This window comes from Pajaroellobacter abortibovis (genome assembly GCF_001931505.1).
Classification (GTDB): domain Bacteria; phylum Myxococcota_A; class Polyangia; order Polyangiales; family Polyangiaceae; genus Pajaroellobacter; species Pajaroellobacter abortibovis.
In genome coordinates this window covers 683645-706637 of record NZ_CP016908.1, presented here as the reverse complement: position 1 = coordinate 706637, position 22993 = coordinate 683645, and the positions used below count along the sequence as shown (strand labels likewise).

Here is a 22993-nt window from a genome sequence, read left to right as displayed (position 1 = left end):
GCTGCTTGTCCTTATTCTGTGGAGCCGACGGGGATCGAACCCGTGACCTCATGCATGCCATGCATGCGCTCTCCCAACTGAGCTACGACCCCTGATCACATCAACGGCTAAAAGCGAATACCATTTTCCAACCGATGTTTCCACCATTTCCACCCTAAAATTACCGTGGGAATGGCAGGGACGATCGCTACATAAGCCCCTAAAGTTAAACCGGCAACCAGCGTGGCAGTTGCCGCTGCACCCGCAGCGATCCCTCGGTTGCGAGACTCTTTTAACACTCCTGAACGCGATTTTTCCATTGCTTATTTTAATCCCCCTTATAATATAATCGCTAGAGGAACAGCCTACAAGAAAATAAGCAGTCTAACCTCTCCTGACCATGAAATGATCTCCATCAACACCAACAGATGGGTCCTTTTCACCTTGTCTATTCATCCTCCTCCAACACTCCAGCTATCTCATACGCTTTCGGTAGAACGATCAGTCCAAAAGCTTTGGATTGCTACTCGCTAAATGGCTCCCGTATCTCACCAAAGAGCCTTCCCATGCAGAAACGCCCATTGAAATCTAATTGGACGTATTTTTGTCTCGATCAAAGATGTAAACTATTAGGTAGGAAAACTTTCACCAATCTACCGTGATAACGAGATCAGGATCTCCTTTTTAAGAGGACTACCTCTATGGAAAACATGGCACGACACACGCACAAAACATATTCCACCATGTATCGTTCTGTAAGGCTGATTGATTATTTACTATAAGCAAAATCAAAACTTGGGTACATTGCGGAATAAGTATGGATCGCTCTTTCTTGCAATCGATTTGGATATTCTTTTTTCTCTGTTCGCACCAGGTAGGCTGCATCCATCCGAATGTAACTTCAGTTATCCATTATAAGCCTGATACACGAGCCCCTATTGAAAAAGGGGAAGAATTGAAGTTCACGCGCTGGGGCTTAATGAACCCGTCTATACCTCAGCCAGGATTTAGAGTGATCCAAGATACCACCACATGGAATTCTATTTTTCCTGAGAGAGATGGGAAACAGATCCCTCTGCCGCTCACTCTCGATTGGTCTCGTTTTATGATCATCGTGGCAGCTGGCGATGGAAAGGCAGCGCGGTCTTTAAGAATTACCCGCATTGTTGAAGGAGAAACGGCATTCCATATTTACATCACAGAAACATTACCTGGTAAAGATTGCTTCATTTATGAAAGAAAAGAAGGGCTACCCTTTGATATCGTGCTCGCTCCTCGAACGCATAAGCCTGTTCTCTTCCATGTTGATTCGGTTCACACCATCGCATGTGGAGAACCTGCCCCCGTTTCTATCAACTGCTATCTCGATGGGCAATCTGTCACACTGTCTGCCAATGCTTCCATTCCACTTGGAGACACCATCGAATGCAGCTTTTCTCCCAACGATCAAAAAATCCATAATAAAACATGGGCGCTTTCCTCCATTCCAAAAGGCTCTAGAGCACAAGCCCAAAAAGATGCAGATAAAAATAACGCGCGATTTGCTGCAGATGTATATGGAAATTACATTGTCCGAGCCAATTATACAGACGAAGGTGAAAGAGAAGGAGAGGTTTTTCTTACATTGTCTGCAGAGTCTAATCAAACTATTATTGAATCGCTGTAGTCCTCTCTTCAACCTAAAGACTGAAGATGATATTTCCGATTCACCGGCAATTGTCCTTCATGCAGTCTCAGAATCCATCCCTTCACAAGCATCCACACCCCCCAGAGTCCCGTATGGAAATAGCAAATATGACTGCTCACCTCAACCAGAGAAATCCTCCCACCCTTGGTGCATGATTCAACAGAAGCCTAACACAACACGCCTTTACATCGACGACACATTTCAAGGAACATTCTATCTTAAAAAGGACTACCTCGACGCTCACCATCGAGATGGTCCATCAGCTTGCATCCGCGTCTTCCAGAAAGGGCGCGAAATTCGAAACGCATGTGATCTCATGGAGCGAAAACCCCAAGAGACATGGCTATTCGAGCCACTCTCATGAGGGCATTAATTGAACATCTAAGATTGAGGAGAAGGGAATGACAGAGAAACAGCAGGTTCGTTATTGGTCTCTCAAAAGCGAGCCGTCAAGTTACTCCTTTTCCCAATTGATCGCCGAGAAGAAAACTACGTGGGAGGGAGTCAGAAATCCTGAAGCTCGCTACTATTTAGGTCAGATGCAGCTGGGCGATCTCGCTTTTTTTTATCATTCGAATCAAGGGAAAGAAATTGTCGGCATTGCGCGGATATGCAGAACAGCCCATGCTGATCCCACTTCTCCTGAGAAATGGATAGCCGTAGAGGTAGAACCTGTCATGCCTTTGAATCAACCTGTATCTCTCACACTCCTCAAAGCCACCCCAGCTCTTGACAAGATGGTTTTGGTGCGACGCTCCCGTCTCTCTGTGGCTCCTGTCACAGAAGAAGAATTTAAAATTGTTCTTCATTTGGGAAACACACAACTAATCCTCTGAGTTTTTTTGCTTGATGCTTTTGTTCAATCACTCACTGTTTGATAACTTTTAAAATCAAGAAACACGAACGGAGAGCTATTTAGGATCTCTATCCTTTTGCAGATATCGGAACGAAACCCCTAGGTCTCTACCCTACTGTAGACAGTCTAGAATGGATACAACGATTGGCTCCAACAGGGATTCAAACAATTCAACTACGCATAAAAGGATACCTTGCTTACGCGCTAACAACCATCATTCGAGAAGCGACGCAAATCACCCGTTCTTGTAACATACGGCTATTCATCAATGATGAATGGGAACTCGCAATTCGTTTAGGAGCTTATGGCATTCATCTAGGCCAAGAGAATCTTCACACCGCTGACCTCCTTCCTCCCTCCTCCCTGCAATCCGCAAAGCAGGGCTGCGATTAGGAGTGAGTACCTATTCGGATGAGGAGATCGAAAAGGGGCTTGCTCTTAAGCCTTCTTATCTCGTTTTGGGACCGCTCTTTCCAACCTTCAGCAAAAAAGCCAACGCAGCACCTCGAAGGGTTTCTAAACCAGCTTAAACAGAAAATTCGTCTTCCGCTTGTCGCCATTGGAGGCATTAATTGATCTAATGTGGATTCTGTTTTGTAAGCCCAAGTCGATGGAATTATGCTGATGGCTGCAATCGACCACGCACAAGATCCCGCGGCCACAACTGAGATGTTGCTCAGAAAAGATCGAACAACAGAGACAGCTATCCAACCTCACATCTTACTAAGTCGAGGTTTCTCATTAACATCCTTCCGCCTCTTCTCCTTCACAAAAGGTCCCTCAATCTCCTCTTCTACAATCATATCACGGTATTCTTCCCCTTGTTCTTCTCCAGACGTCGCGGAAGCAATGAATTCCTCCGCCAGCACTTCTGATAAGTCATCAGCGACAAAAGAGAACCCTCCATCAATGAGGATCAGGGACAAACGCTGTACCACCATCCTACGATTCACACAGCGTGACACATCATGGTGGAAGCGCTGAGAGGAACCATCCTGAAGTTTGATGATTTCTTTGCTTTGTTATAAAAAATCTCCCAACCATCAACTAGGAAGAAGACAACCATTTTCCTTACGGTTATTCGGATGATTATCATCCTACTTCCACCCAACTATTTTAAGAAGAAAAAGACAAAAAGCGATAAACATACCTTCCGCCATACTCGTGTAGGCTTTCTGTGCTCATCAAAAGCCATTTCGTTCGAGGCAACCAATGCTTAAACGAGATAGGTTGGTTCGAAGAGCGAAAGTCGACCGAAAGCGTATCGACTTCAATCCCTACCTTCTGAAAACAGTTAAGCGCCCGCTGCATATGATAACTGCTTGTAATAAGCAAGCATTTTTTCCAGCCCCGCTCTTGTACGATTGATTTGAGGAATTGAGCACTTTCCAATGTATTTCTACTTTTTTCTTCAACCAGAATTCTATTTCCTGGGATCCCCCACTGCTCAAGCTGATGACCGAGTAGACGCGACTCAGACTCCCAAGGATAGTGCCTTGCGCTAGTCCCTGAGAAAAGAACCAACTTAGTCTGGCCAGAACGGAGCAGATTATACGCGGTCAAAAATCTTTCCACTCCATCATTAAAGGCGATCTGCGCAAATTGGAGTGTCACATCCTCTTCAACCATCCCCACAAGAACGATCGCAACATCGTATGGAATAGTAGGATTAAAAGTAGTAAGGTTAGGCTCTTCCAGACCTTTAGCAAGAAAATTAGCTACCGGATAAATGGAAAAGCCATATAATATCAAAAAAGCCAATAGACATGCTAATTGAGCAGTTTTTATTTTCCTTTTTGCAAAAAAAAGAAAGCTGAAGAGGCAGAGCCCTATACTCCAAGTTAAGGGGGATAGAAAAAGATCAAATATCTTGGATAAAAAGAAGAACATCTTCAACCTAGGCTCTAAGAGAGTAAAACAAAAAATTCCAAAAGGAAGAAAATAACCCATTTGAAACAGAAATCGCTAGAGTGAATTCATGCAACCACTAACTCCATTCATTTTTTTAAAAAACGATGAGCCAACCCCTTCCCTTGCCACCACCCTTGAAGGGCATTCGATCCTACTGAATCCACTCCTCAACAAAGGAACAGCCTTCACTCTGGAAGAACGCGCTGACTTGAAGCTGGTAGGGTTTCTCCCCCCCACCCCGATGACATTGGAGCAACAGATCGAGATCTCTTATGGTGAATTTCAGAGATGCTCATCCCCTATCCATCAGTACATGTTTCTTAGGGCTTTACAGGAGAGAAATGAAGTCCTTTACTTCAGCCTTCTTGAGCGCCATCTGGAAGAGATGCTCCCCATCATCTACACTCCAACCATAGGAGATGTCATTCAACGGTTCAGTTCTCTTTGCATTCATTCCCGAGGGCTTTCGTTATCACCCCACAACATCCAAGAGGTAGAAGCACTGATTCAAAATTATCCCCTTCAGGATATTCGAATGGTTGTAGTGACGGATTCCTCAGCGATCCTAGGAATTGGAGATCAGGGGTACGGAGGCATTAATATCACAATTGGAAAACTGGCACTTTACACAGTCGCAGGGGGGATGAATCCTTTCCACACATTGCCTGTTGGACTGGATGTCGGGACCAATAGAGCTGACTTATTAAATAATTCTTTGTACATCGGCACGCGCACTAAACGACTTACAGGTTCTTCCTACTCCGACTTCCTTGATCGGTTCGTAGAGGCGATTCATAAGCAACACCCCCAAGCTGTGATTCAATGGGAAGACTTCGCCAAAGAGGTCGCTTTTTCTGTTCTGGAGCGATATCGCAAGACACTCCCCTCTTTTAACGATGACATCCAGGGGACAGGAGCTGTGGCGCTGGCAGGAGTATTAAGTGCCTGCAGGATCCGAGGAGAAAAGCTTCAAGACCAGTGGATTGTCATTCACGGAGCAGGAGCTGGTGGGATCGGAGTGGCCTGGGCTTTCAAGGAAGGGATGAAGAAAGAGGGATTGACTGAAGAGAAAGCCAGAGCACGTATTTTTGTAACGGATTCCCAAGGTCTACTGACGACTGACCGGAAAATGGAGGCTTACAAGATCCCTTATGCTCAAGACCCAGCTATCCTCAAGGGATGGCGTTTTCAAAACCAAATTCCCAATTTGATCGAAACGCTTGGAAACAGCCAAGCCACAATTTTGATCGGCCTTTCAGGACAGGGAGGCGCCTTCTCTGAGCGAGTGGTACAGACCATGCTTGCGCACACCAAACAGCCAATTATCTTCCCTCTATCCAATCCAACAAGCGCATCCGAAGCAGCGCCTGATTCTCTTCTCAAGTGGACCCAAGGGAATGCCCTGATAGCCACAGGAAGCCCCTTCCCTCCTGTCTCTCTAAATGGAATTTCTAAGAAAATAGGACAAGGAAATAATGCATTCATCTTTCCAGGGCTCGGCCTGGGAACTTCCCTGTCGAAAGCAGCCGAAGTGACTGACTCCATGGTACTTGCCGCTGCATATGCCTTACATGAATATACGCAGTCCTCCTACACTCTCCGTCTCTATCCCTCCATTTCAGAACTACAGCAAGTTTCAATGCATGTAACCGTTAGGGTCATCGAGCAGGCCATACGGGACGGCGTCAGTCTACTAGACGCTGCGGCCTGTAATAATTTACCGGAATACGTCCGTTCTCATTTCTGGAGAGCGGGGTATCTTCCGATTAAGAGCATTAAGCATTCGCCTTAGAACTGCCCTATGTTTTCAGAACGAAGCCTCTGCAAGAGGGAAGAAAGCCCCCTCTTTCAAGATCTTTGCAAAAAAAAGAAAGAAGGGCACCCCATCTGGAATCTGACAGAATCGAATCCAACCCAGGTCGATCTCCCTTATCCTGGAGGGTCCCTCCTTCAAACTATTATGGCTGGACATTCCCTCCATTACGATCCAACTCCGCTCGGGATGCTCACCGCTCGGGAGGCGATCGCAAACTACTACCGAACGGGCGGATATCCTATCTCTCCGTCTCAAGTGATGTTGACGGCAAGCAGCAGTGAGAGTTATTCTTTTTTGTTTAAGCTCCTCTGTGATCCAGGGGACGAAATTCTAGTCCCCCAGCCTAGCTACCCACTTCTGCAAGCAATTGCTTCTTTAGAGTCCGTTGTCCTTACCCCCTACCGACTCGCCTACGATGGAGAATGGCACATCGATTTCTCCTCGCTGCTAGGCAGAATATCCCGGAAAAGCAAGGCGATCGTCATTGTCAATCCCAATCACCCAACCGGCTCTTACCTCAAGTTGGATGAACTGAACCACCTTCTCGCTACAGAACTCCCCCTGCTCTCCGATGAAGTATTCTCCGCTTACCCATTGTGTTCCCATCCCCGTCAAGTCAGAAGTATTTTGGAAACGGACCGAGGATTACGTTTTTCTCTAGGGGGGCTTTCTAAGCTGGTAGGACTTCCTCAGGTCAAATTAGGCTGGATCCTATGGAAAGGCACACCCATGCATCTACAAGAGTTAACTCATCGACTTGAGTGGATTGCCGATACTTTTTTGAGCGTGAATTCTCCTGTACAGGCTGCGACTCCCCATTTATTGGAAACAGGCTCGACCATCAGGCAAGCCATTCTGGAGCGGCTTCATCTCAACCTCAATCAACTTCATCAAACTTTCTGTCCCCCTTCTGCGACTACCCTCCTCATGATAGAAGGGGGATGGCATGCGGTTCTTCGGCTCCCCCGGATTCTTTCTGAAGAGGAATGGTGTATAGGACTGCTCAAAGAGAAGGGAGTCTACATACATCCAGGGTACTACTACGGTTTCGAGTAAGAAGCGTATGTCGTCCTCAGTTTGCTCCCTTCCCCTGTCCTCTTTCGAGAAGGGATTGAGAAGCTCGCCGACTACATCGAGAAAAAAATACGTCACGAATAAATATGTTATTTTTTTGTCATAATACTATAATCGCTTCCTGATGGGCTATGCTGAATCTTATAACCCCCTTATCTTTAGCACAGAAAGAAGCGAGTCATGAAAGGAAAATGGCGTTTATTAAATCTCTCATTAATTAGATGTCATTCGACTTCCACACCATCCAGCATTGTTAACACGCTTCCAAAGGGAGAAGATGCATCAGTCACCTCCCCCCATTTCATTCACTCATTCAGCTACTGAAAGGGTATGGACGCAAGCGGAATGCGTTCCCCATTCTCTTCTTTCTGATTTATTCGACCGTCCTTCAATTCTATCCAATGATAGCTGACCTACCAACGGGAGACATACAGAGGCTCAGTATGCTCAACAAAGTCTATCCTCACAGAATTGATCTCTTATCCATACACTAGCAAGGAAGGAAAGGACAGCTTTCTACTCTCTTTAGATACCCCTAGACAAGCTTCTATCATACCAAATGACGACCAAATTATCAACATCCTTCAGAATTCAATCCTCTTCCTATTCCCTATGAAAGACAGTCAAGGGAGAACAATTCAGTGGTCAAAAGATGGTCTAGTATACGTCAATGGAACAGGATCTTAACCAGGATTAAGTTGGTCTTTCCTTCCTTAATCACACTAACTGACCTTACCAATCCCAAGAAAAGCACTGGAATCGAGAAAACAGACGCTCTCGCACTCACGATCATTTTACTCGCTAAGCAGTTTGACAATTCAGGCGGTGGATTTGTGAAAACTTTTGCATCACTCGGGGGAAGATAATAAACGTTCCCAAGCAAGATATCACGCAACCGGAGTTCGATCCAACCACTGTAAATACCATCGTAAATACAGCCAATGAGACTCTGCCAGGAGGTGGAGGGATTGATGGAGCCATTCACAAAGCAGCAGGAACTGTACTCAAAGCAGGGTGTGAGCAATTGCCTAAAAATCCTCTCAATGTGAGATGTCCCGTAGGAGAAGCGAAAGTGACAAGTACTCATAACCTCAGCTCTAGCCCCCAAAACGTCAATTGGATTATTCACACCGTTGGCCCTCGATAGGTAGGAGGGTAGAAGAACAAACTTCACCCTCTCGGACTTGCCTACAAGAACACGTATGAGCGTGCAGAAGAAAAGAAAGTGCAGAGGATAGCAATTCCCAGCATCAGTACAGAGATCTCTGGATATCCCCTGGATCAGGGAGCTTACATCAAAGTAAAAGAAGGAGAAGAGACCCTTAAGAAATCGAATCACCTCAAGGAAATTCGGTTTTTCTGTTTCGCTAATGGTGCGTACGATTACCTCAAAAAAAACAAGAAGCACTGCTCAGAATACTGAGTGGAACTCTTCGAAGGGTTATTTAATACCAATCTTCCTGAATCGAATTAAGGGGGAAGGCCTGACCGAGACCAAATGAAATAGAAAAGGGTTCCACCCTGGGGGATAGGATATGAGACTGAGAATCAATATTCAGCGACGGGTCTGTGTTAAAAGGGGAGTTCTGATTGAGAGGGAAGCCCATATCGATTCGAAAGACGAGGCGACTGATCTGAGGAAGTAATGCCCTCAGCCCAAATCCAAAAGAACGATAGAGACGGGTCTTGCTGAACGTATCGAAGGCCCCTGCCATGTCATAGAATAAAACCCCTCCGAACTGGCATGAAAAGGCTTGAATGGGCCAGGAGCGGAATTCAAGGTTCGCTGCAACGAAATCGCTCCCCATTAGCCAATTCGAAGGGTATCCTCGCAATCGATTGTAGGCTCCAATAGTATCTCGCTGGTTGAGAAAATTCTTATAGCGATTGAGAAGGACAGAATCGAATACAAACCGGCCCGCCCATGTTCGAGGGCTATTGACCCTGCCATTCAATTGAATCGATGCGTCAGAAACGGATGCATCCGTCTGCATTTCTGTCAGTGAATTGATGCTGAACCGCGTAAATCCAGTGCCAAGGGGTAGTGTGTACTGAAGGCCAGCTAACATACCCATCACATTACGCGACGAACCGAAAGCACAGAGGATTGGATAGACACGCACGTAGAAATCGTGCCCTAAACGAAAATTCTCCTGCAACGCAAAAAGTTCAAAATCGAGACCGCGCAAAAATTGGGTCGTATAGGTACGATACTGGATATAAGGATACACTCGCGTTTCTGTGGGAGGGACTCTCGAACGAATAAATTCAGCCACCAGAGAAGGATCTAGATCCGGAAAATCATTTACGTGGTAGAGATCTCGCTTGAATTGTCCCCCCAACGTCCAATCGTGTTTAAGCCAGCTCCCAAAAGAGCGTGTTAACATAGGTTCTATTAGAAAGAAAGAGTGACCATATTCATAAGGCATATTGCTGCGATCACTTATCTCTTCATTGGCAGAACGCCCCTGATAGCGCGCCAGACGCCCCCCTACATAATGACGAACGATCTTGCTCCCCCACAGTCCAGAAATCCCTCCAGCCCATTTTGCAAAGGTTGAATAGAGAGGCTGTTGAACGCTGAACTTCCCAGAAAATCCTTCCTGTGAATGGGTCTCGCGATTTATGAACACCCCCAAGGAGACACCTACATTGATGCGCGTATCCAGAACACGTGGAATGATGTATCTCTCCCCCAAAAAATATGTATCATTCCGAAGTTCAAAGAGCACAGCAGCCATCTGGTGCACACCAGCGATGTTGATTTCTTTGAACTGCAGGAAAGTTTGCTCAAACGATGAAGCGAACGTCCCACTGAAATTTCCATCTAAACGCAAACTCCACAGATCTTTTGTGATCACCACAAGCCGAACTTGATGAGGGGTACTCCCCTTGAGCGGAACACATAAGGCAAACGCAAGAGGACGGAGCTGAAGGAGATTCCTCGCAGTTTCATCCGCCCACTGTTGTTCATAGAAGCCCCCTTTTACAAGCAGCACTTCACGCTCAATAATATGCGAGCGGGTAAGCACATGGAGCGAATTAAAAATCGAAGGGAAGGGATCTCGCTTCTCAAAAACATCGAGAGAAAGAATTTCAATACCCTCGATGACTTTTCCTTCTGGAGCAGGGTCCACTGCACTATCGTACTTCCGTTCCGCATAGGCGATCGATTCCTGCTCATAGAGAGAATACCCATGCAATTTATCTGCTATTCTCTCAGGCTGTGCTTGAAGGTACTCCACCCACATCCACTGGAAGACTACACCCAGACTAAGTAGGCGAAAAAAACGACCTACCGAAGCTTTAAAAACCATATTTTTCCAGAAAGCCATTCTTTTTCCAAACTTGTGTAACAGGTATCCCTTGTGGAGAAAGGGGCAGTAGTATCTCTGCAGCCCCTTCCCATCCCTCTCCTGCAATTCAGTTATCTCCTCCTCAGCCCCATGGAAAATCCCTCTCCCTCTGTTCATGGTTGCAATCGATGTCCCTTCACGTTTCTCTCTTCAATACCTAGAGGGCTGTTCATATTCGTCTTCCTTCATCCTGAGAAGCTCATATCCATTTCCTAATTATTTAAACTGCAACTTAGAGGGAAATTGATATAAGCACCCTCAAGTGTTATCCCTTTACTACTTTCTACCCTTCAACCGACTCAATTGAGGGAACATGTCATCTCATCATGAACCAGCAAAGAATGAACTGCTTGCTGCCCAGCCTCCCCTGTCGGGGAATGGATGGTCATCCGCTAAAAGTGCTGATCTCTACAATGTGAGAGGATGGGGAGAACCTTATTTTATCGTTAATGAGGAAGGGAATGTAGAAGTTCGCCCAGATCCGGAGCGGCATCAGCGGATCGATTTGCTCGCTTTAACAAAAGATTTGAAGGCCCGAGGACTCGCTCTCCCCCTCCTTATACGCTTTCCCGATATCTTAAAAGATCGGATTCAACGTCTCAATCAATGCTTTGCAAAAGCGATTAGCGAGTATTCGTATGCAGGGGTCTATCGAGGTGTCTACCCAATCAAAGTAAACCCCCAGAGACATGTGGTTGAAGAGATCATCAAATTCGGACGCCCATGGTCTTTCGGCTTAGAAGTAGGCTCTAAGCCGGAACTTCTGATCGCCCTTGCAGCGATGGATGACGTAGGAGGGCTTATCCTGTGCAACGGGTACAAAGACCAGAAATACATCGAAACCGCCCTTCTCGCACAACGAGTCGATAAAACCATTATCTTCGTGCTCGAAAGGATTGAAGAACTCGAACTCGTCTTCCGAGCTTCCGAAAAAACAGGGATCATTCCCATCCTGGGAGTACGCGCGAAACTCACTTCAAAAGGGGTAGGGCGATGGGCCGATTCAACTGGCGATCGAGCGAAATTTGGCCTGATTGCGTCGGAAATCGTAGAAGTGGTCGATCGACTGGCCGAAAAGAACATGCTTTCTAGCATGCAGTTGCTGCACTTTCACATGGGCAGCCAAATCTCCAGCATTATCCCAATCAAAAACGCAATGCGAGAAGCAGCCACCCTCTATGTCGAACTCGCCAAAATGGGCTGTCATATGCGTTACTTAGACGTAGGCGGCGGGCTAGCAGTCGACTACGACGGCTCAAAAACAGATTTCCACGCTTCCAAGAACTACAATATGCAGGAATACGCCTACGACGTAGTTTCTTCAGTGCAAGAAGCGTGTACACGTGCTTCCATCGACGTCCCAACTCTAGTTACAGAAACAGGACGAGCGATTGTCGCACATCAATCGATCTTGATCTTCGAAATCGTAGGTTCCTATGGAGTACGCGCAGGGGAACCACAACCACCTTCTCCAAACGCTCACCCGATCTTAAAGACTCTCTACGAAACGTATCAAGGGATCATGCCCAAAAACCTGCAGGAGTCTCTTCACGATGCACTGCAGGCAAAAGAAGAGTTACAGAGCCTCTTTAAATTCGGGTATGTTCGCCTCCGAGAACGGGCGGAGGCTGAACGCACTTTCTGGGGCTGCTGCGAAAAAATCATCAAAGTCATGCGGAATCAGAAATTCATCCCTGAAGAGCTCAAGAACCTCGAGAAAGAGCTCTCCTCCATCTACTACTCAAATTTTTCCGTATTCCAATCCGCACCGGATATCTGGGCGATTAAACAGCTGTTCCCGATTATGCCAATCCATCGCTTGCAGGAGGAACCTTCGTTGAGAGCTACCCTCGTCGATCTGACATGTGACAGCGACGGCGCCATCAATCATTTTATCGATCGAGAGGATGTCAAAGGGCTGTTGGAAGTGCACCCATACAGAAAGGGAGAACCTTATTACATGGGGCTCTTTTTAAATGGGGCATACCAAGAAATTTTGGGCGATTTGCACAATCTGTTTGGAGATACTAATGTGATTCACGTCCAGCTGGGACCTGAAGGCTATCAAGTAGCTCACGTTGTCAAAGGGGATTCCATCGCAGAAGTACTTCACTACGTCCAGTATCTCCCAGATCACATGATCGAAACCGTACGACAACAAGCAGAGCGATCACACCGGCGAGGTCAGACAACGCTTCCTCAGATGCGCCTACTGATGCAGCATTATGAAAAGAGCTTCGGAATTTATACGTATCTCACTGAAGAAGAGTAATTTTTCTAATTCTTTTGCTTCGCTCTCTCTTGTCTATCTTTTTTTCTGGTTCATAATAAGCTTTCTTCCTTCATGAATAGACATGAATGGATTCCAATCAGTAAGGAGTTGTGACATGGTTCATCTGATTTTTATTCGCTGCCTCAAGACTCTCCTCCACACTTTGAGTCATAAAGGATGCCCCTTTTCCCATCGAAACCCTTGGTTCCATCACAAAAACGGCTGCAAACCTTATGCTTGTTCGTGCTGCCAATGCAAATGCAGATGTGGGCGCTTTTCCTCTAAATTAAGCGATTTTGGGCTCGGTATCGGCGTGGGAGTTGCGCTTACCACCTGGATCCTCAATCAATTGGATCCGATGGACCGCAAGGCGTTTGCCCACAAGATTAAAGATATCCTCAAATGTACAGGGAAGCCCTCAACACAAGAGCAGGAAAAAGAACACCCCTCCACCTGCCACAGCATCCCATAAGTTTCACACGGTTGCATAGCATTTGCTTTCCTCGTGCCTCGATTCTTTTCGCTGTCCCTGAAGGGGGTCGAGGCACGTTTCCTTGACGGCAAGGAAGAACTCTCTCGCCTTCATGCAACTTGGTAAAAACGCATATTCAATGCTCTTCCATTGACTCGGTCGGAGGTCCAGGGTCAGAAGCATCTCCACGAGCGTCCCCTTTTCTGCTGGAAAAGGACTTCCTGGCACAGGAGTGAGCTCTCCCGTGCTTGGCTTATCCGAAGCCCATGTGCCTTCCCCACACAAATGAGTGGAACATAGGGAGGGGGATCTCTATAGGCATCCTGATCAGTTCTGTAGAGGAATTGCCCCCAAGGGTCGATGAATATATCCCCTATTCCCCTCGCCTTGAAAGGAAAGCCTGCCACCGGTGCCAGCTTTCCCGTTGTTTGGTCAATCCAAAATCCCCACATGTCGTGACTCTTCCAGCAATTGACATAGAGAACACGGCCAAAAGGGTCTATTATGGATAGCTCGGTTCGAGATAGACACTATAGATAGCGCCTCGGGCAGGGGTCATTGTTCCTGTTTCAAGGTCAATGCGTCAGCTTGACACCTTGTTACTCTTCGTGCGTGTGACATAAAGGAATCGTATTGTGGGGTGCATGCACACTGCTAAATTCTCTTTTATTCCGTATTTCCCCATGAGCGAGAGCGGAGAGCCTGACACAGGGGTGACAACTCCACTCGCTAGATCCCACTCGGTAGCCCAGCAGGGATGTAATGCTTTTATCGGCACTACGACCCACTTCCCTGTAGGGTGCACAACCAACAGGGAATAGGGCATTTCTGCAACTTGAGTTCCTGGGACTGGGATCAATCCCCCTGTGGTCGGACCTATCTGATAGGCAATGGTGCCATTCGGTTCAACACCATAGTCGACGTAGAGGAACTGCCCAAGGTGGTCCATGTGGTAAGAGAACCCACACTGATGCGATAAGGATATACTGGAACTTCAGTGAGCACTTCTGTGGTCGGATGGATGCGTATCCGCGCACATCTCCACTGATTAGTGTACTCATACATAGGAACTGGCCATCCGGTATATCGACAAGTTGAGCAGGCCAAGCGCTGGTCACCAGAGCAATCCACAAAAAAACATCCAAGAGAACCTCTTTCCCGCTCGGGCTGTAAGCCTTAACTCTGTCCCTACCGGATAACTTCCCTCACAGACATCCCCATACGTAATCCCTGGAGGGAAAGAGAATGATCCTCTCTCTTAACCACTTTCTTCACCCACACTCAGCAGTAATCCCTTTTCCTTCCCTTCACCCCCCTCCTGCAGCGAAGACCCCTCCTCTCCTGCCTCCTCATCCAAAGGACCAGAAGAAGGCTCATGGACACTACACCCCATGATGCCCACCTCCTCCAACCTACACCAGACAAAACACAATCTATGCACAAAAACATCTTCTCCTCACCCTCTCAAACTCCTTACTCGCTTCATTCTCCTCATTCCTCATCTACCCCCATCTTTGGATCATCTACCCCCACCCCATGCAAATCCCTCCACCACTTCACCGCCTGAATTATCACGTCCTGCGTCCGTTGCTCCCTCCTCAAATGCACATGTTCTAGCTTAGGCCATACTCCTTCTTCCACTGACAACAACCTCTTGTCACTCCATCGAAGTCGATATCGACGAAAACAACACATCCATAAAAGTACCCCCCAGAAAAAATATCTCAATCCAAGCCACACTTCCCTCAGCTCTAACGATAAGATCTTATCCGCCAGAAACAGATTATTCAGAAAGCTTAGCGTGGTAAGGGAAGACCATCCGTAGGTGAAGACAAAAGCCTGATCCGTTATCCGCGTTCTTTCTAAATAAAGCGAACGCACCCTAGGCCATGCTTGAACAGCAAACAAGAGCGTCTCTCCTTGGAATTAAATCCCTAAAAGACCAAGAGAAATGACCGAAGGCCATCGTTCTACAGCGAGCAAGAGCGCTTTATCAGTGAAGCCATTGTCCAGCGAAGGGTTGCCGAAGGAGATGTGCTCGAGGTGTTTCCAAAATGGTAGCTGAGTAATAAGATCAATTAGTAAAGTGATCTCCGCAGAGAATTAGGATCTCAAGCATCTCGTCGGTGCGTTGGTGTCCCAGAGGGTGACTGCCTGCACTTTGTGCTCAACCATTTGCGTAAAGTCTTACGGAGTAAGCTCATAGCATTTGGTGAAGGTGACAGCTGCTTGCCTAGATGCAATCTCTTTTCTCCCACGCTCGCATGGGTCGTTCTTGTCTTCTCCTCCTATCGTGAAAGTCACAAGATTGGGAAAGCGATCCCTCACGCGGGTGTGCTCACCCTTGTAATCTTGCTTGTTTAGCTTATCAAGTTTTTTCCCTGCGAGATGGAGAGCGATAAGCTCGGTGCAAGAGTGGAGAATATAATGACAATTCCGTCATTGAATCCATCGCCCTGAAGGGGGAGGGAAGTGAGGTCGGGCCATGCGGCGAGCAGAGAGCCGATCCCCTCCGAAGTACACCACAGCTTCTCTGCCCCTAAATTACCCAAAGTGATGACATGTTAGGTCACGCTTCTTGAGAACCTTGATTCCCTCGTCCGTGCCCAAGTCACGGACGAGCGTCAGCTCTAGCAGACTTTCTGTCCCAGACCTCAGAAAAAACATCATCGGGTCATCGGCGTTGATATCCGTCAGATCCAGAGCTGCTACCCCTCCCTATCTAAGGGGTATGGACTGCGAGCAAAAGAAAGGTCGACTTGCGTTAGGGCACTTTGCAAGGCAACAACTGCCTCTTGAGCGCTGTATGCTGGACCCCACACCCCTTCCGTTGCATCCTAGCCAACTCGTTACACAAGGCATCGTGATACACCAGCGGTTAGATATCTTAATAAGAATAAGGACCCCTTCCTGGCTGTTCCTTTTAGGCCGAGCCTCAAGAAACAACCCCCTTAATTAGGCTTTAAGTAAGGTGAATTCATGAAATCTCGGACGGCTCTTTGGTGTTGTCAAGGAAAAAGAAAAGGCTCCGGTAGAGAGCACGCTATCCTTCGGTTCTCACTAAGGGTATATTCTCGAAGACAAGCAAAAAGTGCTCTTCGATGTTGACCTTCTCTTGAAACAGACAAGGGCTTTCACGCCATCTGTGTTGCATAGAGGTATCTTCAATCCTCCACGCACTGCATCCTCCTGCACTGGGAACAAGGTGCTGGAGTGTACTAAAAGATGGCATTGAATACAATGAGTATCTTCGCACCGGAATGACCTGTCAGGCAAAATGCAAGAAACGCTTTTGTTGGCTCCGTCCAATCCAAAAGATTCATTTCATCCCCCTGGCTATTAAACCAGATGATGTCTTTAAAGGTTCCCCTTCCCGCAGTTTCCCTGTTAGGAATTGTTTCCCGTACAGGAGTGTAGAGACGCCGGAAGCAGTGAACACATTCATTCGTAAATCGGAAGAATTCCTCTTCTTGTTCATTGAGAATTCCACTTTAGCCACGTGATTTCATTATCTTGGCAATACGGATTGTTGTTGCCGAATTGAGTTTGACCGATTTCATCTCCACTCCGGAGCATCGTCACCCTTCTCGATAGAAACAAAGTGGCTAGCAGATTTTTCATGTGCTCGACACGCAATGCCTGGATCGCCCTGCCTCCAGCTCCCCCTCTACATTTCAGTTCCAGCTGTCGTTACAATCCATCCCGTCCCGATTCCTCTCCTAATTCGCTCGATCGCGTTTCACTTCATAGGCAATCGGATCGTGCAAGGTGAAATCATCATGCGCTGTCACGAAATTAATGCTAGCAGCAGCATGACCGTTCTTGTACAATGGAGCGGTTGAACCTGTCAACCAACACCCGAGCTCAACGAGCATCCCCCTCTCCTCTTTCCAGAACCGACACGCCGTATCGTGGAAGCGCTCATTACACTCGGACCACAGACAGGATCGGGAAATTGCCAATTTGGTATCTCTCCTCTCCGAGATCCCAAGACTCTGCAAGCAGTTTCACTGTAGACAGAACAGGATCTTGATGGAAAATATCAAAAAATGCACTATGTCGATCCATCACATTTTGCTCACGTCCTAGAGCAGATGCTAGGTCAAAACGGAAATCGTTCACGTGCATTTCATTGGCCCAATACCGTAAGCTATCCATAATCAGTTTGAGCGTTTGAGGGTGGTTCATGTTAAGACTATTCACACACCCTGAATAATCCACATAGGACTCAAAGTTCTCGGGGTGAAGTCGGTAACAGGTCAGGTTATCGATCCCCCTCATGAAAAGGGTAAGCCCACTCCCATCCCCTTCACACGTATGGTTTGTACACAACGTCCAGGATCACTTCGATTCCAGCCCGATACAGACACCGAACCATATTCTTGAAAGCGCGCACTGGATCCTGTTCGATCCTTCTAAATCGCTTATCAGGGGCTAAGTAGCCGAGAGCATTGTATCCCCAATAATTCACTTACCCTCTCGCCCAGAGCCCAGGTGCATCCATCGCTTCATGAATGGGAAGCAGTTCGACAGCTGCAATCCCAAGCGATTTTAAATATGCGATGGCACTATCCGAGGTAAAGCCAGCATAGGTCCCTCTCAACGATGGGGGGGTATATACTCATTCAGTTAGGTGACCCCCTTAAGATAAGCTTCATAGAGGACAGTCTTTTCCCATGGAATGGCAGGCGACTGATCCTATCCCCAATCAAACGTTGCTTCCACAAAAAGGCAACGTGACACAAACTGGACGTTATCCAAGGGCTGACCCCCACTCCCCCTCTCCTCCAAACGGATTGGAGTAAACCCCTTCGAACCAACTGCAAAGCTGAACTTTCCTGTCGAAGGCCCTGGCATAAGGATCCATAATCAGTTTAGACAGATCAAAGCGATGTCCTCGAGCAGGTTCATAAAAGCCATGGACGCGGTATCCATAGCGCTGACTAGAGTCAACCCCTGGCACATAGCCATGCCATACAAAATGAGTACGTTCAGAAAGAGGGATGCGGGTATCACGATCCGATGCGTCAAACAAGCAGACTTCAACAGAAATCGCATGTTTCGCAAAGAGAGCGAAATGAACCCCACTTCCATCGTAAGTAGCATCCAACGGATAGGGTAATTCCTTGGCTATCGACCGCTTTTCCACACGAATTCCTTTATGCTAGCGCATCGCTGCATGACTTGAGGATTCTGCACCAAATCTTCAATCGGTTCAGGGAGACGGTAGACCCAATTATGATCCCCCACTGTAGCTGGGGTGTTGATCCGAATCGATTCACCGAGCAGCTCCTGTACTTGAAGCAGGGCTAACGAAGAACGGCTTTTCAAAAGCCAATTTAAGAGGGGAAGCGTGCGCTCTTTTTCATTTGCCTCAACGGGGAAACCAGCGTGATGCGCAAATTCTCGCCGTTCCTCAGGAGAGAACTCGTGCCACCACTGAGTAATGGGAGGGGTGTCATGTGTGCTCCAAGTGGCCACACTGTTTTCGGGGAAGGTTGAAGGCAAACGGAGTTGTCCCCCCTCTTGCCGTTCCCAACAAAGGACCCTATAGCCAGTGATCTGAAGCTTCTCAGTCACCTCGCGCATAAAAGGGAGGACCAGCCCCAAATCTTCCCCTATCACACGAGTTCCCTCTGCAGCCTCTAGAACGACCCGAAGTATCGCTTCTCCTCGCGTGCGTTGTACTGCTTCGTCAGCAGGCTCAAAGATACCAAGCCCTTCTGGAAGGCGCATATACATGCGAAAGTAACCGATCAGATGATCGAGGCGAAAGAGATCGTACAACCGTCTCGCATGTCGAATACGGGCCTGCAGCCAGGCAAACCCCTCCTCTTCCATAGCACTCCAACGATAGGGGGGAAGACCCCAGTCCTGATCTTTCTTAAAATAGTCATCAGGAGGAACCCCCAAGGACAAATCCAAGCGAAACAAGGGAGCGCGCGCCCACACATCCGCACTTTCCCGATTCACCCCAAAGGAAACATCCCCTACCAACTCAAACGCCATTGTTTTTAATTCATTCCTTGCCTGTTCCCACTGTGTCCAAGCAATCCACTGAAGGTAGGCAAGAAAGAGCTTTTTGAGGGATTCTGATGGCTGCAGCGCAGAAAGCGCACCAGGGGTGCGATTGCGCACAGGAAGGGGCCAAGTAGTCCACGAGCACCCCGGATACCGTTCCTTCAGAACAATATAGAGAACAAAATCTTCAAGCCAATCGCGCTCACGTTCCATGAATTCTTGAAACTCACGCGCTCGAGGGGTTTGGGGCTGCCAATGATGTTGATAAAAATTAGCAAAAGCTGCTTGCAGAGCAGTCTGTTTGAGGGTTCTCACCCCCCGGTAATCGACCTGCTTACAAGCACGAAGACGCTGGCGTTCCTGTTGCCCTGCCTGCCCCAATACCTGCTCAAGACGTAAAGGGGTGAGATCTTCGATTGCTTCGATGGAAAGATAAGTCGGATCGATCCCAAACGCCGTCCGACTGTTGTACGGGCTGGTCTCCTCCATGGAGAGCGCATGCGGAGGTAAAATCTGCAAGAAACGTTGACCCGCCGATTGAAGCCAGCGAGCAGCTACCGGTAGATCGAGGATCTCCCCGATCCCCCAATCCCGACGTGTCCTGATTGAAAAGAGAGGAAGAAGCACACCGCTTTTTCTTTCTAACACCATGGATCTCCTCATGTATGATAAGCCCTCGATAAAAACAGAAACCGTCCCATCCCTCTTAATGCGCCTGGGCCCAATTAGCCCCACTTCCAATATCCACAACAAGAGGAACACGCAGGGAATAAGCGGATTCCATCACCTCCCGCACTTTCTTCTTGGCCTCCGCCAGCCGATCCACTTCTACTTCAAAGACAAGCTCATCATGAACCGTGAGGACCAGCCGTCCCCCTGGCACGGCCGAAGGCTTTCCGAGCTGAATCATGGCGAGTTTCAAAATATCTGCTGCCCCTCCTTGAATCGGAGCATTTTTGACCATCCGTTCCGCTTCTGCGCGAAGCCCCTGATGAGCAGATCGGAGAGCAGGGAAATGACGCGTTCTCCCCAATAGGGTGCGAATCGGTTCTCCGCGATACGCTTGTTCAACTACCTCTTTCATAAATTGAGCCACCCCCTGATGCCGCTCGAAATAGGAAGCGATAAAACGAGCTGCCTCCTCTCGTTCAATCCCGATGCTCTTCGCTAAGGCTGCTTCCCCCATCCCATAGATGACCCCAAAATTAATCGCCTTGGCGCGACGACGCATTTCCGGTGTGACTTGTTCTGGCGCCACTTCAAAAAGAAGCGTAGCCGTATGGATATGGACATCTTGACCGGATCGAAATGCAGCGATCAACTCCTCATCTTCAGACAAATGAGCCAGTACTCTCAATTCGATCTGAGAATAGTCGCCACTCACCAGACAAAACCCCTCCGGGGCAATAAACGCCGAGCGAATCTGTTTTCCAAGGGCCGTTCGAATCGGCACATTCTGTAGGTTTGGATCGTACGAAACAAGTCGCCCTGTGATGGTCGCAGCCTGATTGAAATGCGTATGAATCCGATGCGTTACATGGTGAATTGATTTGGGCAAAGCATCAATATAGGTGGATTTCAGCTTATCGAGTTCTCGGTATTCGAGGATAACTCGCGGCAATTCATGGTGATTGGCGAGTTCCTCAAGGACTTGTGCATCGGTCGACCTCCCTTTCTTAGGGGTGCGTTTGATAACAGGCAATTGGAGCTCGTCGAACAAAATGGTTTCGAGCTGATCGCGAGAACGGATAGCAAACTCCCGCCCTGCTAATGCCTTTGCCCGCGATTGTAGCTGCTGAATTAAAGCTTCTACTGTTTTGCCTAGCTGCACCAGAATGTTCGGATCGACAAGCACCCCAGTCCGCTCCATTTGAGTGAGCACACGCAGGAGCGGCATCTCCACTTCTTCAAACAGGGTAAAGAGTCCCTGTTCCTCTAAACGGACTTTCCACCTCTCAAACAGCGCTATACACGTCTGCACCGCAGTCGACGCGTAGCGCGATGCGTCCTCACAGGAGACCTCTTCGAACATCATCTGAGCCCCGCGCTGTTTCCGCGTAATCTCCTCGTAGGTCGACATCGGTATCCCCAGCTCTTGTTGTCTTAGATGTTCAATCGAGTGAATCGTACCTGGATTAAGCAGATGACTAGCCACCATCGTGTCAAAGAGATGACCATGAACTTCCACCCCGAGTTCGGAGAGGACCAAAAGATCATACTTGAGGTCATGCCCCACTTTGACGATCCGAGGATCTTCAAAAAGAGGCTGAAGGAGCTGTTTCACAGACAACCAAGAGAGTTGATCAGGAACTCCTAAATAGCGGTGCGCAAGTGGGACATACCCTCCTGCCTCTGGACGAACAGCAAGCGAAAGCCCAACCAAAGAAGCTCGCGTGGGGTCATTTCGATCGGTCGTGAAGAGATCGAAGCTGATCGCACCAAGCAAACGCGCTTCCTCCACGAGCGCGCGCACTGCATCTAATTCGAACATACAGTAAGGCCCGGCATTCAAGTCCGTAACAGCAGATGAAGACAGCTCCCTCCGTTTGAGCCACTGATGAAAATCCAACTCTTTAAAAATCCGACGCAGCGTTTCTGCATCACCTTCTCCAGGGCGCCACACAAGGCGAGCAGGATTCCAATCGATCGCAACATCCTGCAGCGTGATCAATCGATAAGAGAGTTGAACATCCGACGCGGAACGCTCAAGGAGCATGCGCAAGCGAGATGGCTCTACCGAAGCGAGATGGGCATATAGGTTATCGACAGAGCGATACCGCCCGATCAGATCAACAGCCGCTTTGGGACCGATTCCGCGGACACCGGGGATATGATCGGAAGCATCCCCAATCAGCGAAAACAGTTCGCGCAGCTGGCTCGGCGGAACTCCATATTTTTGTCTTACTTCATCGGGACCAAAGACACGATCTCTCATCGAGTCCCACATCAACACACGACAGCCTTGGTCTTCAAGCAGCTGCAAAAGATCCTTATCCGAGCTCACAATCACAACTTGCCACCCTGCTGCCACCGCTCTTCGCACAAGCGAAGCGATCAGATCATCTGCCTCCCAACCATCCTCTTGAAATACAGAAAGATGATAAGCGCGAGCGATCTCCTCACACCGCTGCATTTGACGCGATAGACCCGGAGGAGGAGGGGGACGATGGGCTTTATAGCGAGGATCTAGATCGTGGCGAAACGTAGGACTCTTAGAATCCATGACCACTGCAATGCGGTGAGGCAACCGATCCGAAAGGAGCTTTTGTAACATTGAAATCGCACCGAAAACCGCATGGGTCGGCTCTCCCTGAGAAGAGCAGAGAGGGGCGACAGCGTGGTATGCACGGAATATATATCCTGAGAAATCGAGGACATAGAGTACGTCTTCGGTGTTCGGAGGAGGAAGGAGAGAAGAAAGCATTTTTAATGCAGTCTATCTGATCTAAACAGGAATGAAAATCAAAGGAAATATCCTCCATCGATCGAACAGATGGACGCTTAATATCTCAAAACCGAAAGTCAAACAGAATGACATTCTCATACAAG

The 22993-nt window shown here is 48.0% G+C and carries 20 protein-coding genes, 1 tRNA gene and 1 pseudogene; 10 read left to right on the top strand and 12 right to left on the bottom strand.

Annotated elements, in window-relative coordinates:
• Positions 1–19 precede the first annotated feature (19 nt).
• Both BCY86_RS03555 and BCY86_RS03550 read right to left on the bottom strand, forming a co-directional pair.
• Positions 20–92: transfer RNA gene (locus BCY86_RS03555), tRNA-Ala, on the bottom strand.
• A 15-nt stretch (positions 93–107) separates the two neighbouring features.
• The gene (locus BCY86_RS03550; RefSeq protein ID WP_075276486.1) at positions 108–299 is read right to left on the bottom strand and encodes a hypothetical protein; all 192 of its coding nucleotides are present in this window, start codon (positions 297–299) and stop codon (positions 108–110) included.
• Positions 300–958: 659 nt separating this feature from the next.
• On the opposite strand from BCY86_RS03550, the gene BCY86_RS03545 reads away from it, so the two are divergent.
• From BCY86_RS03545 to BCY86_RS10510, 5 genes are all read left to right on the top strand, one after another.
• Positions 959–1645 (top strand): hypothetical protein, encoded by a 687-nt coding sequence (locus tag BCY86_RS03545; RefSeq protein ID WP_156865041.1) that lies wholly within the window; start codon positions 959–961, stop codon positions 1643–1645.
• A gap of 172 nt (positions 1646–1817) precedes the next feature.
• The gene (locus BCY86_RS03540) at positions 1818–2030 is read left to right on the top strand and encodes a hypothetical protein (RefSeq protein ID WP_075276484.1); all 213 of its coding nucleotides are present in this window, start codon (positions 1818–1820) and stop codon (positions 2028–2030) included.
• A 37-nt stretch (positions 2031–2067) separates the two neighbouring features.
• Positions 2068–2502: an EVE domain-containing protein gene (locus BCY86_RS03535; protein WP_075276483.1), complete on the top strand. Its 435-nt coding sequence runs from the start codon at positions 2068–2070 to the stop codon at positions 2500–2502.
• 104 nt (positions 2503–2606) lie between these two features.
• Positions 2607–2915 carry a thiamine phosphate synthase gene (locus tag BCY86_RS10515; RefSeq protein ID WP_275935850.1) on the top strand — a complete coding sequence of 103 codons (309 nt, stop codon included), beginning with the start codon at positions 2607–2609 and terminating at the stop codon, positions 2913–2915.
• A gap of 2 nt (positions 2916–2917) precedes the next feature.
• On the top strand, positions 2918–3052 hold the full coding sequence (locus BCY86_RS10510) for a thiamine phosphate synthase (protein ID WP_216636031.1): 135 nt from the start codon (positions 2918–2920) through the stop codon (positions 3050–3052).
• A gap of 183 nt (positions 3053–3235) precedes the next feature.
• On the opposite strand, the gene BCY86_RS10185 is transcribed toward BCY86_RS10510, so the two are convergent.
• Together BCY86_RS10185 and BCY86_RS03515 are read right to left on the bottom strand one after the other, a co-directional pair.
• Entirely contained in the window at positions 3236–3463 is a 228-nt protein-coding gene (locus BCY86_RS10185) for a hypothetical protein (RefSeq protein WP_075276481.1), read from the bottom strand.
• A 175-nt stretch (positions 3464–3638) separates the two neighbouring features.
• The gene (locus tag BCY86_RS03515; protein WP_075277557.1) at positions 3639–4412 is read right to left on the bottom strand and encodes a YdcF family protein; all 774 of its coding nucleotides are present in this window, start codon (positions 4410–4412) and stop codon (positions 3639–3641) included.
• 88 nt (positions 4413–4500) lie between these two features.
• Here BCY86_RS03515 and BCY86_RS03510 point away from each other — a divergent pair, with 88 nt between their 5' ends.
• The 3 genes and pseudogenes from BCY86_RS03510 (at position 4501) to BCY86_RS10725 (ending at position 8746) form a co-directional block, all read left to right on the top strand.
• Entirely contained in the window at positions 4501–6225 is a 1725-nt protein-coding gene (locus tag BCY86_RS03510; protein ID WP_075276480.1) for an NAD-dependent malic enzyme, read from the top strand.
• Positions 6226–6234: 9 nt separating this feature from the next.
• A complete protein-coding gene (locus BCY86_RS03505) occupies positions 6235–7305 on the top strand; it encodes a pyridoxal phosphate-dependent aminotransferase (protein ID WP_083604167.1) in 1071 nt (356 codons plus the stop codon).
• Positions 7306–8152: 847 nt separating this feature from the next.
• A pseudogene (locus BCY86_RS10725) lies at positions 8153–8746 on the top strand (macro domain-containing protein).
• 22 nt (positions 8747–8768) lie between these two features.
• Here BCY86_RS10725 and BCY86_RS03490 read toward each other — a convergent pair.
• A complete protein-coding gene (locus tag BCY86_RS03490; protein WP_156865040.1) occupies positions 8769–10658 on the bottom strand; it encodes a BamA/TamA family outer membrane protein in 1890 nt (629 codons plus the stop codon).
• Positions 10659–10992: 334 nt separating this feature from the next.
• Here BCY86_RS03490 and speA point away from each other — a divergent pair, with 334 nt between their 5' ends.
• Positions 10993–12951 (top strand): biosynthetic arginine decarboxylase, encoded by a 1959-nt coding sequence (gene speA, locus BCY86_RS03485; RefSeq protein ID WP_083604164.1) that lies wholly within the window; start codon positions 10993–10995, stop codon positions 12949–12951.
• 313 nt (positions 12952–13264) lie between these two features.
• On the top strand, positions 13265–13423 hold the full coding sequence (locus tag BCY86_RS10180; protein ID WP_156865039.1) for a hypothetical protein: 159 nt from the start codon (positions 13265–13267) through the stop codon (positions 13421–13423).
• 1258 nt (positions 13424–14681) lie between these two features.
• Here BCY86_RS10180 and BCY86_RS10505 read toward each other — a convergent pair.
• The 7 genes from BCY86_RS10505 to polA form a co-directional block, all read right to left on the bottom strand.
• On the bottom strand, positions 14682–14816 hold the full coding sequence (locus BCY86_RS10505; protein WP_275935840.1) for a hypothetical protein: 135 nt from the start codon (positions 14814–14816) through the stop codon (positions 14682–14684).
• A gap of 98 nt (positions 14817–14914) precedes the next feature.
• Complete coding sequence (locus BCY86_RS03460) at positions 14915–15331, bottom strand: hypothetical protein (RefSeq protein ID WP_075276473.1); 417 nt, start codon at positions 15329–15331, stop codon at positions 14915–14917.
• 1811 nt (positions 15332–17142) lie between these two features.
• Entirely contained in the window at positions 17143–17298 is a 156-nt protein-coding gene (locus BCY86_RS09675) for a hypothetical protein (RefSeq protein ID WP_156865038.1), read from the bottom strand.
• A gap of 49 nt (positions 17299–17347) precedes the next feature.
• Positions 17348–17755: a hypothetical protein gene (locus BCY86_RS03440; RefSeq protein WP_156865037.1), complete on the bottom strand. Its 408-nt coding sequence runs from the start codon at positions 17753–17755 to the stop codon at positions 17348–17350.
• A gap of 421 nt (positions 17756–18176) precedes the next feature.
• On the bottom strand, positions 18177–18572 hold the full coding sequence (locus BCY86_RS03435) for a hypothetical protein (RefSeq protein WP_075276468.1): 396 nt from the start codon (positions 18570–18572) through the stop codon (positions 18177–18179).
• The gene (malQ, locus tag BCY86_RS03430; RefSeq protein ID WP_075276467.1) at positions 18554–20095 is read right to left on the bottom strand and encodes a 4-alpha-glucanotransferase; all 1542 of its coding nucleotides are present in this window, start codon (positions 20093–20095) and stop codon (positions 18554–18556) included. Before malQ ends, BCY86_RS03435 begins: the two co-directional genes overlap by 19 nt.
• Positions 20096–20150: 55 nt before the next feature.
• Complete coding sequence (gene polA / locus BCY86_RS03425) at positions 20151–22868, bottom strand: DNA polymerase I (RefSeq protein ID WP_075276466.1); 2718 nt, start codon at positions 22866–22868, stop codon at positions 20151–20153.
• Positions 22869–22993: the final 125 nt, after the last annotated feature.